The 16,999-nt window shown below is 33.7% G+C and carries 17 protein-coding genes and 1 tRNA gene; 11 read left to right on the top strand and 7 right to left on the bottom strand.

The features are described from left to right. Nucleotides 1-17: 17 nt before the first annotated feature. The 6 genes from BLV91_RS11025 (at nt 18) to BLV91_RS11000 (ending at nt 8,618) form a co-directional block, all read left to right on the top strand. Nucleotides 18-1,838: a BamA/TamA family outer membrane protein gene (locus tag BLV91_RS11025; protein ID WP_091433132.1), complete on the top strand. Its 1,821-nt coding sequence runs from the start codon at nt 18-20 to the stop codon at nt 1,836-1,838. Nucleotides 1,839-1,998: 160 nt separating this feature from the next. Further along, the gene (locus tag BLV91_RS11020; RefSeq protein WP_091433129.1) at nt 1,999-2,316 is read left to right on the top strand and encodes a hypothetical protein; all 318 of its coding nucleotides are present in this window, start codon (nt 1,999-2,001) and stop codon (nt 2,314-2,316) included. 172 nt (nt 2,317-2,488) lie between these two features. After that, nucleotides 2,489-2,974, top strand: coding sequence for a hypothetical protein (locus tag BLV91_RS11015; protein WP_091433127.1), 486 nt, complete (start codon nt 2,489-2,491; stop codon nt 2,972-2,974). Between the two features lie 497 nt (nt 2,975-3,471). Then, nucleotides 3,472-4,095, top strand: a complete 624-nt coding sequence (locus BLV91_RS11010) for a hypothetical protein (protein ID WP_091433124.1) — start codon at nt 3,472-3,474, stop codon at nt 4,093-4,095. A 154-nt stretch (nt 4,096-4,249) separates the two neighbouring features. Beyond that, complete coding sequence (locus BLV91_RS11005) at nt 4,250-6,781, top strand: PIG-L family deacetylase (RefSeq protein WP_091433121.1); 2,532 nt, start codon at nt 4,250-4,252, stop codon at nt 6,779-6,781. 121 nt (nt 6,782-6,902) lie between these two features. Next, complete coding sequence (locus BLV91_RS11000; RefSeq protein ID WP_091433118.1) at nt 6,903-8,618, top strand: sodium:solute symporter family transporter; 1,716 nt, start codon at nt 6,903-6,905, stop codon at nt 8,616-8,618. 79 nt (nt 8,619-8,697) lie between these two features. On the opposite strand, the gene BLV91_RS10995 is transcribed toward BLV91_RS11000, so the two are convergent. The 5 genes from BLV91_RS10995 to BLV91_RS10975 all read right to left on the bottom strand — a co-directional run bounded on the left by BLV91_RS10995 (nt 8,698) and on the right by BLV91_RS10975 (nt 12,363). After that, nucleotides 8,698-9,540 (bottom strand): DUF2911 domain-containing protein, encoded by an 843-nt coding sequence (locus tag BLV91_RS10995; protein ID WP_091433115.1) that lies wholly within the window; start codon nt 9,538-9,540, stop codon nt 8,698-8,700. A gap of 57 nt (nt 9,541-9,597) precedes the next feature. Then, a complete protein-coding gene (locus BLV91_RS10990) occupies nt 9,598-10,269 on the bottom strand; it encodes an HAD family hydrolase (protein ID WP_091433113.1) in 672 nt (223 codons plus the stop codon). Between the two features lie 44 nt (nt 10,270-10,313). Then, nucleotides 10,314-11,027 carry a tRNA threonylcarbamoyladenosine dehydratase gene (locus BLV91_RS10985; RefSeq protein ID WP_091433111.1) on the bottom strand — a complete coding sequence of 238 codons (714 nt, stop codon included), beginning with the start codon at nt 11,025-11,027 and terminating at the stop codon, nt 10,314-10,316. Between the two features lie 77 nt (nt 11,028-11,104). Then, the gene (locus tag BLV91_RS10980) at nt 11,105-11,761 is read right to left on the bottom strand and encodes a TatD family hydrolase (RefSeq protein ID WP_091433109.1); all 657 of its coding nucleotides are present in this window, start codon (nt 11,759-11,761) and stop codon (nt 11,105-11,107) included. Further along, nucleotides 11,761-12,363, bottom strand: coding sequence for a DUF1684 domain-containing protein (locus tag BLV91_RS10975; protein ID WP_091433107.1), 603 nt, complete (start codon nt 12,361-12,363; stop codon nt 11,761-11,763). Before BLV91_RS10975 ends, BLV91_RS10980 begins: the two co-directional genes overlap by 1 nt. Before the next feature lie 96 nt (nt 12,364-12,459). Between BLV91_RS10975 and BLV91_RS10970 the strand changes: the two genes are divergently transcribed. From BLV91_RS10970 to BLV91_RS17190, 4 genes are all read left to right on the top strand, one after another. Next, entirely contained in the window at nt 12,460-13,680 is a 1,221-nt protein-coding gene (locus tag BLV91_RS10970) for an MDR family MFS transporter (RefSeq protein ID WP_091433104.1), read from the top strand. A 219-nt stretch (nt 13,681-13,899) separates the two neighbouring features. After that, nucleotides 13,900-14,268, top strand: a complete 369-nt coding sequence (locus tag BLV91_RS10965; protein ID WP_091433101.1) for a BlaI/MecI/CopY family transcriptional regulator — start codon at nt 13,900-13,902, stop codon at nt 14,266-14,268. A gap of 44 nt (nt 14,269-14,312) precedes the next feature. Further along, nucleotides 14,313-15,908, top strand: a complete 1,596-nt coding sequence (locus tag BLV91_RS10960; protein WP_091433099.1) for a M56 family metallopeptidase — start codon at nt 14,313-14,315, stop codon at nt 15,906-15,908. A 76-nt stretch (nt 15,909-15,984) separates the two neighbouring features. Further along, nucleotides 15,985-16,125, top strand: coding sequence for an SsrA-binding protein (locus BLV91_RS17190; RefSeq protein WP_091433096.1), 141 nt, complete (start codon nt 15,985-15,987; stop codon nt 16,123-16,125). On the opposite strand, the gene BLV91_RS10950 is transcribed toward BLV91_RS17190, so the two are convergent. After that, nucleotides 16,122-16,634, bottom strand: a complete 513-nt coding sequence (locus tag BLV91_RS10950; protein WP_091433094.1) for an adenine phosphoribosyltransferase — start codon at nt 16,632-16,634, stop codon at nt 16,122-16,124. The genes BLV91_RS17190 and BLV91_RS10950 overlap by 4 nt on opposite strands. A gap of 113 nt (nt 16,635-16,747) precedes the next feature. Here BLV91_RS10950 and BLV91_RS10945 point away from each other — a divergent pair. After that, nucleotides 16,748-16,821, top strand: a tRNA-Arg gene (locus BLV91_RS10945). On the opposite strand, the gene BLV91_RS17125 is transcribed toward BLV91_RS10945, so the two are convergent. Then, nucleotides 16,819-16,999: hypothetical protein (locus BLV91_RS17125; RefSeq protein WP_217636965.1), on the bottom strand; the 181-nt coding region annotated here is incomplete at its 5' end. The two genes, BLV91_RS10945 and BLV91_RS17125, sit on opposite strands and share 3 nt — an antisense overlap.

Genomic DNA, 16,999 nt, shown 5'->3' with positions numbered 1-16,999 from the left:
CGAAAATTAACATCTAAATGTCTAAAAATCAAAAAATAGCACTACTAATTTTGATGCTTTTGGGCGTTCAGAACTCTTTTTCACAAATCACAAAACAAGAGAAAGATAGTACCGAAGTGTATAAGCAAATTCATACCTATTCTAAAAAAAATAAATTTACTAAGTTCATGCACGGCTTGATTTTTAAACCCATAAAGTCAAAAAAGCCACTTCCTGTTGTTAAGCCCATAAAAAGAATAGCCGCTGAGGACAAAATAATTAGAAACATCAAGATCATAACACTAGATCCTTTTGGGTATTCTGATACAGATACCTTGAGGAGGCCTGGAAATTGGGGAGAAAGAACTGGAAACAGATTTCATCTTAAAACAAAAAAACTCGCAATTAAAGACTTGTTACTCTTCAAAAAAAACACGGCATATAGTTTATTAAAAATACAGGAATCTGAGCGTATTATTAGAGCACAAAAGTTTGTTAACCGAGTAACAATTAGCGAGGAATTCACTAGTACAAAAGCTGATTCCGTTGATATTACCATACGCGTACTCGATTCATGGAGTACAATACCAAAAATTTCTGTTTCTGGTTCGCAAAATTCTGTAGGGTTAAATGAAAGAAACTTTTTTGGAATAGGTCACCAATTTGATTATAAGTTTACCAATAGGTCAAGCGATGGGAAAACTGCAAATAATTTAGCATATACTATCCCAAACATTAGAAACACATTCATTAAAACAAAGCTTAAATACCAAATAGATCTAGATAATTATTATGAAAAAAGCATCTCATTAGAACGCCCTTTTTACTCTCCTTTAACTAAATGGGCAGGAGGTATTTCTTTAGCACAACAATTTAGAAAAGACACTTTACAGGGAATAGATTCAAAATACGAAAACCAAAACTTCAAATATAGTTCACATGATTTCTGGATTGGAAAATCCGTTCCAATTTTTAAAGGCAGTGCTGTAAATTCGAAGACCACAAATTTAATTATTTCTGGAAGATTCTTAAATATAAATTATGTCGAAAGTCCAACTGCAGCTTACGACCCCATCGATTTTTATTCCAATGAAAAATTCATACTTTCTGGAATTGGTATTAATACACGTAACTTTATTCAAGACCAGTATATTTTTAAAAATGGAGTCGTTGAAGATGTTCCTATAGGGAGAATATATGGACTAACCCTAGGTTATCAATACAAAAACAACAACTGGAGACCTTATTTGGGAGCCCAAGTTTCCTTTGGAAGTTATCATAAATGGGGTTTCTTAAGCACCAACTTTGAACTAGGCACTTTCTTTAATAAATCAGTAACAGAACAGACCGTTTTTTCCTTTCAAGCTAATTATTTTACTAATCTCACTGAATTTGGAAAATGGAAACTAAGGCAATTCATCAAACCTCAAGTTGTTGTTGGAATAAACCGCCAAAATTCGATAGGAGATGAATTGAGTATTAATGGCAACTATGGAATTCAGGGTTTTAATAGTGCAGTATATGGTACTAATAAAATGGTGCTCACATTACAAACACAAGCCTACGCTCCACATGACGTTTGGGGGTTTAGATTGAATCCCTATTTTAACTATTCTATAGCTTTATTGGGGCAAAAAGAAAATGGAGGAAAAGTGACAAAAGCGTATTCAAAAGTAGGAATAGGAGTTATTATTACTAATGATTACTTAGTATTTAGTTCTTTCCAGCTATCTCTTTCGTACTATCCTACAATACCTTTTGATGGTGATAATATTTTCAGGACTAATGCTTTTGAAACTGGTGATTTTGGCCTACAGGATTTTGAGTTGGCAAAACCAAAAACTGTACTGTTCAAATAAAAAACAAACCTTTTTATAGAGTCATAGTTATAGCACCGTCCTGTTTATTTTTTAAAGAAGTGTAAATTTTGTAAGTTTTATAATCAATTATATAATCCTAATAGCTAATTTGTTATTATCTTTATACCATTAACCGTACTAACTTAAAACCAAATAAAAGATGAAAAAATTAACATTCTACTTAATGGTAATGGTATTATCATTAGGTGCTTTTCCAACCACATTGTTTGCTGCTGAAAAAAATGGAGTTGCAGTCGAACCAGAACCAAAGGAAATTCCTGCTGAAGTAAAGACTATGCTTAATCGCTTAGAGGAAATAAAAGCGATGGACAAATCCTCTTTAAATTCTTCTGAAAAGAAAGAATTGCGCAAAGAAGTTCGCGAACTTAAATCGGAATTAAGATCCACTGGAAATGGTGTTTACTTTTCAGTTGGTGCTATAATTATCATTATCCTACTATTGATTTTATTATTATAATAAATTTCAATAGTATTGAAAGTTAGAAAGAAGCGCTTTTTGCGTTTCTTTTTTTTTGCCAAAAATGAAATACAATTAAACGTTAATTTAATACTGTGGCACAATAGTTGAACTACACTATAAAGCATTGATATTATCCTTGCCTCAAAAATGATTTAAATAAAAAACCAAAATGAAAACATTAAAATTACTTGCTTTAGGAATTGTACTTTTTGTATCGACTTCCATGCAATCTCAGGTTTCAGTTAACGTAAATATTGGTACTGCTCCTTCATGGGGTCCAGCAGGCTATTCTAATGTCGACTATTATTATTTACCTGATGTTCAAGCCTATTATGATATCAGAGCCTCTCAATTTATTTATTTAGGTAGCGGAAATTGGGTAAGATCAAGATATTTACCCGGACAATACCGTAACTATAACTTATATAATGGATACAAAGTGGTATTAAACGATTATCACGGTAAAACACCTTATACCCATTATAAACAACATAAAGTTAAATATTACAAAGGATATAAAGGTAAACCACAAAAATCCATAGGTAACAGAAATTATAAACATAATAACTATTCTAAAAAAGGAAACGATCATCATAAAAAAGGAAATGGCAAGAGTGGTCATGAAGATAAAGGTCATGGAAAAGGGAAACATTAATTCTCAAATATTAAAAATTAAAAAAAGAAACGCTAATTGCGTTTCTTTTTTTTTGCGACATAAGCTTCTTTATATTATAAGAAATTCAACATTGCACAATAGTGAACTGATTTTTTTTTTACAAAGGGAAAAAATAAAGTATAGTGTTCTCAAACAATAGCACTATTTGCCCTATTTAGAAGCTTATTATTTCTCAAGGTCATTACTTTAATTTACTATGGAAGAGCAAGTTAACTAAACTATATAAACAAAGACAATACCAGTAAGAGCTTAACCAAAGCAATAATCACCCTAGCGTAAAAAGAATAAAAACGATATAGCTTCAGTGAAACTAGCTGTTACCACAATAAGACATATTGAAAAGCTATCCTTCTTTTTCTAAGCATACCCCTAATTAAACATCTATAAAGCCATTGTGGCACAGTTGTTGGATTTAGCTTGAAAGTATATACAAAAGGAATAAAAAATTAATATAATAATTGTAAAAATTAGAAAAGATGAAAACATTAAAACTACTCGCCGTTGGAATAATTCTACTCGTATCAAGTTCAATACAAGCTCAATTATCAGTAAGTTTAAATATAGGAACAGCACCATCATGGGGGCCTTCAGGATATGCAAATGTAGATTACTATTATTTACCTGATGTTCAAGCTTACTACGATATTAGGGCTTCTCAATTTATCTATTTTGGAAGCGGAAGATGGGTAAGATCAAGATATTTACCAAGACAATATAGAGACTATGATTTGAATCGTGGGTATAAAGTAGTATTAAATAATTACCATGGTAATAGACCTTACGCAAATTTCCATAATGATAGAAAAACATATTACAAGGGATATAGAGGTGGGAACCAAAGAGCAATAGGACAAAGACATGATAATCACAGATATTCTAACAACAGAAACGCTGTAAATCATAGAAAATATGATTCTCGCAGATACGCTGAAAACCGTAAATATTCAAACAATCATAAAAATTCGACAAATCGTAGATATGCTGATAACCGTAAATCTTCAAACAATCATGCTAAGTATTATAGCAAGAGAGGTCACAACAGAAACAACGACCATGGAAATAAAAACAAAAAAGAAAATAGAGGTCACGGGAAACGTTAATTCCTGATCATTGATTGAAAATTAAAAGAGCTCCACAATGGGGCTCTTTTTTTGTTGCCATAATACTCCTTTTTGCTAAAGAAAATAAGAATCATTTTACAGAAAAATATTTAATTACTACATTTGAACTAATTGCACAAAAAATCAAAAAAAAATGTACAAAAACAAAATTCAGTATTTACTACTATTTATTTTTTCTTTTCAAATACTATTGGCCCAAAAGCCACAAAAACTGAATTCAGCAGAAATATACAATCAAATTCAGAAGCTTAATTTCTTAGGTTCCGTTCTTTACATAGCTGCACATCCAGACGATGAGAACACACGTTTAATTTCCTATTTATCTAATGATGTAAAGGCCAGAACTGGCTACTTGTCTTTGACTAGAGGTGACGGAGGCCAGAATTTAATAGGGCCGCAATTACGGGAACTCTTAGGTGTAATTCGTACTCAAGAACTAATCGAAGCCAGAAAAATAGATGGTGGAGAACAGTTTTTCTCAAGAGCCAATGATTTTGGATACTCAAAAAATCCCGAGGAAACATTGCAAATCTGGGACAAAGAAAAGGTTTTGTCCGACGTGGTATGGGCCATCAGAAAATTTCAGCCTGATGTGATCATAAATAGGTTCGACCATCGAACTGCGGGCACAACGCATGGTCATCATACGGCTTCGGCTCTTTTGAGCACAGAAAGTTTTCATTTGACAAATAATCCAACCGCTTTTCCCGATCAGTTAAAATTAGTGCAGAATTGGCAACCAAAACGCCAGTTCTTTAATACCTCTTGGTGGTTTTATGGTAGTAAAGAAAAATTTGATGCTGCTGACAAATCTAATTTATCAACAATTAAAACTGGAGTTTACTATCCAAATTTAGGGAAATCAAACCAAGAAATTGCCGCCTTGAGTAGAAGTAGCCATCAGTCACAAGGCTTTGGTAGCACAGGAAGTCGCGGTGAAGACACTGAGTACCTTGAATTTATTAATGGTGAACCATTAAAAGACAAATCCAATATTTTTGAAGGAATTGACACCAGTTGGAACCGAGTAAAAGGCGGAAAACCTATCGGCGAATTAATTACCGAAATTACTTCGAAATTTGATTTCACAAATCCTTCCGCTAGTATCCCTAATTTGGTAAAAGCATATCAAATGATTCAGTCTTTGGACGAAAGTCATTGGAAACAAATAAAAACCGAAGAAATAAAGCAAATTATTGCTTCATGTGCTGGCTTGTATCTTGAAGCTGTTACTCACACTCAAGAATTAACTCCTGGAAGCCGCTTAATACTTAGTCTCGAAGCAATAAATAGAAGTTCTACGTCTATGGAATTGAAAAGCGTAACCATGCTACCAAATCAACAAAATATTGCTCAGAATATAGCTCTTAAAAACAACGATTTGCAAAATATAGCACTTGATTTGCAAATTCCATCGACCATAGAATACACGCAACCGTATTGGTTAAAAGAAAAAGGAACTGTGGGAATGTACACGGTAGAGGATCAAAAAAACATTGGGATTCCAGATGTTATTAGAGATATAAAGGTTATTTTCAACATCACTATTAACGGAATCGAAATCCCTTTTGAACGAACTGTAGTTTACAAATACAACGACAGTGTAAAAGGAGAAATGTACAACTATCTTGATATTGTTCCAGAAATAACGACAAGTATACTTAACAAAGTTGCACTTTTTAATAATGGTGCCCATAAATCAATAGCCGTTAAAATTAAATCAGGAAAAGACAATGTCAAAGGTGATTTGCAATTGGACTTACCAAAGAATTGGACAGTTTCCCCAAAATTAATTCCTTTCGACTTAGCTAAAAAGGGAATGGAACAAGTACTATACTTTGACGTTACTCCTCCAACAGAATCTTCTGAAGTTATTGCTAAAAGTATCGCTACTGTCAATACTGTAAAATATGATAAAGACCAAGTAATAATTGACTACAATCATATTACGAAACAGCAAGTTTTAGAACCTTCAGAAGCCACATTCATTAAACTGGATTTGAAGACTGACGGACAAAAAATTGCTTATATCATGGGAGCCGGTGACGAAGTTCCTGAAAGTTTGGCTCAAATGGGTTACAGCGTAAGTATAATAAATCCAGAGGAAATAACACCTGAAAAACTAGAATCATTTGATGTTGTAATTACTGGAATACGTGCTTACAATACGGTGGAAACATTGGCTAACAAACAAAATATATTGTTTGATTTTGTAAAAGCAGGAGGAACGATGTTAGTGCAATACAATACGCCAGATCAATTTCAGACGACGGATATTGCTCCTTATCCATTACAAATTTCTCGAGACAGAGTTACAGAAGAAAATGCAGAAGTTCGATTTTTAGCACCTAATCATCCCGTTTTAAACTATCCAAATAAAATTACTGCTAAGGATTTTGTGGGCTGGAAACAAGAACAAGGATTATACTATCCCAATGAATTTGATAAAGCCTTCACTCCTATTATATCTTCCAATGACCAGGGCGAGAGTCCAAAAAATGGAGCCTTATTAGTTGCTCCGTACGGAAAGGGATATTATATTTATACCGGTTTAAGTTTATTTAGAGAATTGCCCGAAGGCGTATCTGGTGCATACCGTATATTAGCAAACATCATTTCGTTAAAGGCTGCTACAACATTACCTTCCCAAAAAATAAAACCATAACACAAGCAATATGGAACAAGAAAAAACAAAGAATTGGAAAAAGAACTATACTTGGGTTCTGGTCGCCAATGCGATTTACATTTTGATATTTTATATAATAATGAAATTATATTCATAAATTATGCAGCTATTTGATTGGATTGTACTTATTGTAACCTTACTATTTATAGTAATTTACGGCGCTTGGAAAACCAAGGGAAGTAAAAATGTTGAAGATTATATTCTTGGCGGAAACGAAACACCCTGGTATACTGTAGGGCTATCCGTAATGGCAACACAAGCCAGCGCGATAACCTTTCTATCCACACCTGGACAGGCGTATCATGACGGAATGGGTTTTGTGCAATTCTACTTTGGTTTACCCATTGCCATGGTCGTTATCTGTTTGACCTTTATTCCCATTTATCATAAATATAAAGTCTATACGGCCTATGAATATCTAGAAAAAAGGTTTGATTTGAAAACGCGTTCCCTCGCCGCCATTCTTTTCTTGTTCCAGAGAGGTTTGGGAACCGGTATCACCATTTATGCCCCTGCAATCATCTTATCGGCAATATTAGGATGGAATCTTAATTATATGACCATTGCCATAGGGGTTCTCGTTATTATTTATACCTTTTCAGGAGGTACAAAAGCGGTGAACGTTACACAAAAGCAGCAAATGTTTGTAATCATGTCTGGAATGTTGATTACTTTTTTCCTCATTCTACATTTTCTACCCAATGAAATGACATTTAGTAATGCATTGCATATTGCTGGTGCCAACGACAAAATGAACATCGTTAATTTCTCTGTTGATCCCGAAGAAAAATACACTTTTTGGAGTGGTATAACGGGTGGTTTTTTCCTAGCTTTGGCTTATTTTGGAACAGATCAGTCACAAGTGGGCCGTTATCTATCTGGGAAATCGGTTCGTGAAAGCCAGATGGGACTAATTATGAATGGTTTGTTGAAAGTGCCAATGCAATTCTTCATCTTGCTTACGGGAGTAATGGTTTTTGTCTTTTTCCAATTTAACCCCGTTCCTTTAAACTTTAATCCAAACAATAAAGTAACGATAGAAAAATCGCAATATAAAAACGAGTACCATGCATTAGAAAAGAAACTGGATGCCCTTTCAGAAGATAAAAAAGTAATTAATCTATTGTATATCGACCAACTCAACCAAGATTATGACAATCCAATTCTACGCAAGGAATTGATAGGCTTGTCAGCCAAAGAAAAGGACCTGAGAGACCGTGCCAAAGAAATCATATTAAAAGCAGATAGTGGCAGCGAAACAAATGATAAAGATTATGTGTTTTTCCATTTTATTTTGAATTATCTGCCTAAAGGATTAATCGGATTATTGCTGGCAGTAATTATATCGGCAGCCATGTCTTCAACAGCTTCTGGACTAAATGCATTAGCCTCTACAACGGCTATCGACATATACAAACGTAATTTAAAGGAAGAAAAATCCGAAAAGCATTATCTCAATGCTACAAAATTCTTTACTTTATTTTGGGGAATTGTAGCTATATTGTTTGCAAGTATTGGTACCCTATTTGAAAACCTAATCCAATTGGTAAACATCATTGGTTCTATTTTTTACGGAACCGTATTGGGAATTTTCTTGGTCGGATTTTACATCAAATTTGTAAAAGCGAAAGCCATATTTTATAGTGCTCTTGTGAGCCAAATTACCATTTTCATCATATACTATTACGCTATTTATATATATCCAGCTGGCGAAGAGAAACTGGGTTATTTATGGCTGAATTTCATTGGAGCAATGCTTACCATTGTATTATCTTCCCTAATGCAACTGTCTATTTTCAGAAAAGAAAAAAGCTAAATGATAAATATATTATAAAAAATAAATCCCGTTTCAATTATTTGAAACGGGATTTATAGTATTAAGAAAATAGAACTGATTATTTACTCCATTCAGAAATACTGTCTTTATTCATTTTAGCGTAGTCTTGATTACCTGCTGCTTCAGAAGCTGCTAATGATAATTTAGCTGTTTCAATAGCTCCTTTTTTATCTCCTTGCTTAGCTTGTACTAATGATTTTAATCTCAAGTAAAAGAAGGGTTGCTCGCTATTCAATTCTAATGCTTTATCAACATAAGATCTTGTTTTACTAATATCGCCATTCGACTGATAAAAATACTGTGCTGCTGAAAAATAATCACCAGATGAAGGACCAGCCAAAGCTTTTTCTACATTTGCGATAGCCGTCTTTTGGGTAGGTACTTCAAATTTTATAGCCACGTAAGAATTCTCCCAAGATATTTCAAGAAAGGCAAAATCACTGCTTAAACCATTTATTCCTATGGTAAATGTATCAGTTGCTTTTGGCATTGCTTCTTCTTTTACAGTAGTTCTTAATGCCACATTTGACTCTTTAAATTCTTGCGGAGTTCCCCAGTTATCAGTAGTCGAATAAAATAGTACTTCCCAACTTTGAATATTTGGAATGGTATATAATGCATATTTCCCTTTCTTCAGCGTTTTACCACCAATGATTACATCATCACTAAAAGAAACGGTTGTATTTTCATTTGCTCCAGTTCTCCAAAGTTTACCAAAAGGAACTAAATTGCCAAAAACAGCTCTTCCTCTAGCCGAAGGTCTAGAATAAACAACTTCTACATCAGTCAAGCCTACGACTTGATTTATTGTCGCCTTAGGACTTGCCTGTGGCGTTTGAACCTGTGCCTCAATTGTAAATTGAGTAATGATGATCGCTAATGCAATAAGTATTTTTTTCATTTTCTAAAATTTATATGTTTTTCCAAATTTACAAAATACAGCCAATGATGCTGTTAATTATTTATTAATATCTAATCTATAGCGCGCCACTTTTTCATAATCAATTTCATTAAAATGGTTGATTACCACATCTGCTTCTGATAAATCCTGGTCCTTTGAATGAAAGCTATTGTACGCTACACAAAATATCCCCGCTGCTTTTGCTGCTTTGATACCATTTGTACTGTCTTCAATAACGATACAATTTTCTTTAGGAGCTATCGATAAAGATGCCGCATGTTCAAATATGGCAGGGTGCGGTTTTGATTTAGGAAAATCCTCCCCACTAACAATATGGGTAAAATAATCGTGTAATTTGAATCGGTTAAAAACACGCTCAATTGTTACTTTTGAAGCTGATGATGCTAAAATTAACTGCATCCCTTTTTGATAAAAATCTTTGATCAAGATTTCGACACCACTTAACAATTCTAAATCTGCTTTTTTATCAAAAGCATCATTAAAAATAGTTCTTTTTCTCTGAATTAAATCTTCAACATCGTGATCAAGCTGAAAAATATCTTTCACTTTCTGAAACGTATTTCGAGTCGAATTTCCGGTAAAAGAAGTAAACATCTCTTCGGTAACATCAATTTTAAGTTCACTAAATTGCTGAAAATAAGCATAACGGTGTACCGGTTCAGTGTCTACAATTACACCATCCATGTCAAAAATTACGGTTTGTATCATATTATGATTTTAAATTTTTAGTTTTAGTTTACCAAATCGGGATACTACTTTTTAAGCAAGTATCGGATTACTGTTTCTGCGGCATATAAACCAAACAATCCTGGCATATAGCTGTTAGTTCCGTAAAATGATTTTTTATAGTTAGATCCATCTGTCATTTTCAAACTAGCATCATCTTGAATTTCTGATGAAAAAACGACTTTCAACTTATCAATTTTATGCTCTTTTAATCTTTTTCGAATGGTTTTTGCCAAAAAGCAATTTTCTGTATTATTAATATCAGAAACTTTCACTTTTGCAGCTTCCATTTTTCCACCAGCGCCCATGCTTGATATAATTTTAACTCTTTTACGCTTGGCGCCAATAATCAAATTTAATTTGGGTGTCACGCTATCGATACAATCCAAAACGTAATCAAATTCCTCAGTAACGATTTCGAAAGCGCGCTCTGGCGAAAGAAATTCTTGTACTTGGGTCAATTTCAACATTGGATTAATATCCATCAAGCGATCTCCTACAATTTTAATTTTGGGTTGTCCTACGGTGGAATGCAAGGCTGGTAATTGTCGGTTAATATTGGTAATATCTACCACATCGCCGTCTACAATTGTCATAGACCCTACTCCTGCTCTTGCCAAAAATTCAGCCGCAAATGATCCTACTCCACCCAATCCAACGACTAAAACGTTAGCATTTTGCAATTTATTTAATCCTTCTTTTTTAAATAAAAGTTCCGCTCTTTCTGTCCATTCTGCCATTGCTATTTTTTGTTTAAAAGTTTAAGGTTTAAGGTTTAAAGTTCAAAAAAAACTTCTCCTTCTGAATATTTATTATTCTAAATCAAGGTTGTTTTAAAAACGACTTGAAAATTACTGCTTATTTGTTTTTGGATTTCCTCCAAATTTACGTCCTTGTATTTTGCTGCTAAAGCATATACAACATCTATATTTTCTGCAATAGTATCCGTTTCCAGAAAAAACCTATTGTTGGGAACACTTTTAAAAACAGATTCTAGTTCTGGATTTCTTAATAGATATTTCCCAAACGAAATATAAAATCCGTTGTCTACTAGTTGCTTTGCCGTTTGCTCATTTTTAGAGAAACCGTGAATAATCATGGGAACGCTGATGTTCAATTTTTTCTTTATGGCTATTATTTCTTGAAAAGCAGCCACACAATGTATCACAACGGGCTTGTTGTATTTTTGTGCCAAAAGCAATTGTTTTTCAAAAACCACTTGCTGTAAATCCATTGGCATTTCAACTCTTTTGTCGAGACCGCATTCGCCTATGGCAAGGCAATTGATCTCCTTTAACTTGTTTTCTATTACTTCCAAATCGGTTTCCAGTCGTTCCTCCACAATATACCAAGGATGAATCCCAATGGAATAAAAAGGAATCGAGGCATCAAATTCTTGTGGATATTGATTCACCAATTCCAACACATCCGTTTGATTGGTGAAGCTGTGCGTATGCAAATTAAATAATTTCATTAGTCGTGAAATTTTTTAACGCCCGCTTTTATTTCGATATTTAAATCGTTTTCTAAAGGTACTCTTGGACACGAATATTTGTGATTATAGGCACAATACGGGTTGTAAGAAGTGTTGAAATCAATCGCAATGGTGTTGCCTTTTGGTATTTTTAAATCGATATATTTCCCTCCTATGTAACTTTCTTTGCCCGAAGTAAGATCTGAATAAGGTAGAAAAAGATAATCTCTATATTCTTTCTTTTTTGAAAGCTCGATGTTCTTATAAACATTTAGTTTTAATGCTTTGCCATCAATATTGAAATGTACTTCTCCGTATTTAATATAAGTTGGTGTTCTTTCTGTCGATGTTTTCATTCCAAATGGCTTCTCTTTAGCTGTTCTTACAAAAGTAGCCGTCACGAAGTATTTTTCATTTATAGGGTAAAAATCCAGCGACTTGAATGTAGCCAAATCAGCTGCCATTAGTGGACTGGTCTTGGCATCAGCATACTCAGAATTGATTTCCTTTTGAAATTTTTCTGCGGTCTTGCTATCAAATTTCCCTTGGGCAAAGCCAAAGCTGAATTGTATCAAAAACACCAGAATTAGAATCTTTTTCATTTTTTTAATTTTAGCAAAAATAGTTTAAAAGTTACAAAGCCACAAAGACTGAAAGTTACAAAGTTTTTTACCTTTACGAAAAAGAACCTAATTATAATGCTTACAACTGCTTTCAATCGATATATTAACAATTTCAAGGGGGTTTCGAGAGAAATTTGGATACTTACCCTCATTACCTTTATTAATCGTGCTGGAACGATGGTTCTTCCCTTTTTATCTAAATATTTAAAGGAAGATTTACAGTTTAGCTACGGTGAGGTGGGTTGGATTATGGTTGCTTTTGGTATGGGATCCATGTTGGGTTCCTGGCTGGGCGGGAAACTATCCGACAAAATAGGTTTTTATAAAGTAATGGTTTTTAGTTTGTTCAGTAGTGGACTATTCTTTTTTGCACTACAATATATAACGAGTTTTTGGGGCTTATGCTTGGGAATGTTCAGTATTATGACGCTCGCCGATATGTTTCGACCAGCGATGTTTGTTTCCCTTGGTGCCTATGCAAAACCCGAAAACAGAACACGATCCTTAACTTTAGTTCGATTAGCCGTAAACCTTGGTTTTGCTGCCGGACCTGCTTTGGGTGGTTTGATAATTATGGGAATGGGATATCAGGGCTTATTTTGGGTTGATGGAACCTCTTGCATTGTCGCAATTTTGATTTTTGCTGTATTGGTAAAAGAAAAGAAAAAAGGTTCTCATCAGGATCCACATGCGACTATTTTAGAAGCTGCTTCAGTATTTAAAGATAAAATATTCTGGGTTTTCTTATTTGTAAGTTTCGCCACAGCCATGATTTTCTTTCAACTATTTACTACGCTACCTTTATACCATAGTGAACAATTTGGGTTGAGTGAGTTACAAACTGGATTGTTGATGACCCTAAATGGTTTGTTGATTTTTGCTTTAGAAATGCCTTTTGTTGGTTATTTTGAAAGGAAAAAAGTGCAGAAACTCAAAATTATTCTTTGGGGATCGCTACTAATGGGAAGCAGTTTTTATTTATTACTTTTCAATGTTTGGGCGGGAATTTTAATTATAGCCATGATTTTTATATCAATAGGCGAAATATTTGCTTTTCCGTTCTCGAATACTTTTGCCATGAGCAGAGCACCTAAAGGACATGAAGGTCGTTATATGGCTCTGTACACGATGAGCTTTAGTTTAGCACATATTGTAAGTTCTAAAGTGGGTTTAGAAGTCATTGCCCGTTTTGGATACCAAGTAAATTGGGTTGTTATGGGGACTTTAGGTATTGCAGCTGCCGTTTGTTGTATCTGGATACAAAAGCTGTTGAAACTTGAAAACCAAACTATCTAATACTATTTTTTTATTTCTTAAAAACTCTCTTTTTTAGTTGATTTAAACCATTAAACTTGAAAAATAGTTAATTAACTGCTTTTATAGTTGCGTAACTATAAATATAGTTGTAAGTTTGAATTGCGTTAAGGATTGAGGCGGTATCCTCGTAGTGAAACGAAGAGATATAGCCGAAAGCCTGACCCGCCCTTGCGGGTAACGCCCAAATAAATCTGAGCTATGCAAAAATTGACCAACAAAGAAGAAGAAATCATGCACATATTATGGAAGCTGAAAAAAGCATTCGTAAAGGAAGTCATGGCGGAAATCACAGAGGACCAACCTCACTACAACACCTTATCGACCATTGTACGCAACCTGGAGGAGAAAGGATATGTTGCACATAATGCCTATGGAAACACGCATCAATACTACCCAATCATTGCGATTGAAGACTACAGAAAAGGTTTTATGAATACGGCAATTGATAATTATTTTAATAGTTCGTATAAAAATATGGTGTCCTTTTTTGCCAAAGAAGAGAAAATATCAGCCAAAGAACTTCGTGAAATTTTAGCGATGATAGAAAATCCGAAAGACGAAAAATAGACTTTTTCTAAGTAATAATAATTGTGTATTTAAAAATTCAAACAATGGAAATACTATTTATTTACCTCATAAAATCAAGTGGCTTAGTTACTTTGTTCTTTCTGGCATACTATGTTTTATTGCGAAAAGAAACCTTTTTCATCAGTAACCGTTGGTTTCTGTTGGCCGGTTTAATCACTTCCGTCCTACTTCCATTACTGGTTTTCACGAAGACGATTTGGGTAGAAGCAAGTCCCACAAGGATTGATTGGTCGCAAATTTCTGCCGCTGATTCACTCGAAAAAAGCACTTTTGAAATAGATTGGTTTTTGACTGTAGGAATTGGTTATGCTTTGGGAATAGTCGTTTTTTTAATCAAATTTGGATTGGATTATTACAGTTTAACTAAAGTATTTAAAGGCCAAACTATTCAAAAGCAAGCCGATTTTAAGTTTATTGATGTCAATGAAAAACTAGCTCCATTTTCATTTTTTAATACTATTGTATACAATTCAGCTTTATATAGCGAAGCTGAACTAGAAAATATCATTGAGCATGAAAAAGTACACTCCGAACAAAATCACACGATAGATGTTTTAGTAACTCGAATATTTAGCATCCTATTTTGGTTCAACCCAATAATTTGGCTTTACCAGAAAGCCATTCTTCAAAATTTGGAATTCATCGCTGATAGTGAAGCCTTATTGAAAATTTCAGACAAAAAAGCCTATCAAATCACGCTTTTAAAAATAACAACCCATGAAAATTGTGTTGCCTTATCCAATCATTTTTATCAATCATTAATCAAAAAACGAATCGTTATGTTAAACAAAAATCAATCTAAAAAAAGGAATTCCTGGAAGTACTTATCAATACTTCCGGCATTAATAGCTTTTATTCTATTATTCCAAATTGAAGTAATTGCTCAAGAGAAAGTAAATAAAACGATGACTACAGTCAAAGAAAGTTCTGATAAAGAATTGACTACAGAACTTAGCGAAAACAGAGGTGATACTATTAAAAAAACTAAAACAATCACAGTACACTCAACAAAAGACGGTGATAATGATGAAGTAACCACTATCTATATTAATGGTGAAAAAGCAAGCCAAGCAGAGTTGGATGCTATGGATCCAGAAGTAATTAAGTCCATGAACGTTAATAAAAACGGAAAAACTTCAAGTATAAAAATAGTTACTAAAAACTCAAATGAGGTTCCAGATAACACTGAAATTTTTATTAACGGAAAAAAAACAAGCAAAAAAGAATTAGATGAATTGGATCCTAATTTAATTGAAAGCATGGACGTCAGTAAAAATGGAAAAGAACCAACAATTAAAATAATTACTAAAAATTATAATGATATTTCTAATAGCTCGCAATTGATGATAGGCGGAGTTAATATGACCGAATTAAACTTAGAGAAAATTGATCCCAAAAACATCAATAACCTACAAACTAGTAAAACAACTAGAACTATTAAAGTAATTGCCAAGCAAAAAGACGGAATTCCTTATGAAACTGAAATTTATATCGATGGTATAAAATCGGACAAAACGGAATTAGATAAAATTGATCCAGGCATAATCGAAAGAATGGATGTAAATAAATCCAGTACCGGTGAAAAAATAATTAAAGTAATCACTAAAAAAGAAAAATAGTAACTCAATAAATCTAAAAAAGACGGTCTACCACTAGACCGTCTTTTTTTATACCTTTGCACCAAATAATATACTTATGTTCAAAATTTTAGCTCAGATAAATAAAGTGCTCTTACCGAGTTTCAGCAAACAGCGAATGGATCTAGCCAAAGCCAAAAAATGGCAAATGGCAATCATTGGCTACCGTTATTATGTAACTACTCGTGCATTGCGCTAATATGTTATTGCCGCAAAAATATCATACCCCTTAATTCTGTCCCTTCCATTGAGGAAACTTAGCTCCATCAGGAAATTGAATTGGACAATTTCTCCGCCTAATTGCTCCACCAATTCGCAAACTGCTTTGGCCGTACCTCCAGTGGCAAGAACATCATCATGAATAAGCACTCTATCGCCTTTACAGATAGCATCAGTATGAATCTCTAGCCTATCCGAACCATATTCTAGTTCATAGGAAGCCGAAATAGTATCATAAGGTAACTTATTGGGTTTTCTAACCGGAACGAAGCCTACGTTCAATTCTTGTGCGATTAGCATCCCGAAGAAAAAACCACGACTCTCTACCCCTATAACTTTGTCTATTTTTTTATCTCTTAGCGATGAAACTAAAATTTCCAGACATTCTTTTCTCGCTTTTTGGTCAATTAACAAGGGTGTAATGTCTTTAAACAAAATTCCTTCTTTTGGAAATCCCTGAATATCACGTATATAATTTGCTAACTGCATTTTTTTTGATTTTTATATTAAATTAGACTTGCAATTTACACATTTATCCTTATCTTTGCACCCGCAAACACGTTGACACAACGTTTATGAAAATAAAGGTTTGCAAATAAAAAGGCCTTGTGGCGCAACTGAATAGCGCACTTGATTACGGCTCAAGAGGTTACTGGTTTGAATCCAGTCAAGGTCACAAAACCCCAACAGATGTTGGGGTTTTTTTATGCTTTTTAGCGAAAATTGCAAAGCTATAATGGATCAAGTTCAAAAGTTGGGGATTAAGCAAAAAGATTAGATAATCTAAACAAGAAGAAATCAATTTTTCTAACGCCTCTAAATTGCGATCTAAAAGCTTTAATTTTTGCATTGAA

The organism is Flavobacterium degerlachei (genome assembly GCF_900106645.1).
Classification (GTDB): Bacteria; Bacteroidota; Bacteroidia; order Flavobacteriales; family Flavobacteriaceae; genus Flavobacterium; species Flavobacterium degerlachei.
The sequence above is the reverse complement of the archived record's forward strand: the minus strand, read 5'-3'. Positions and strand labels throughout refer to the sequence as shown.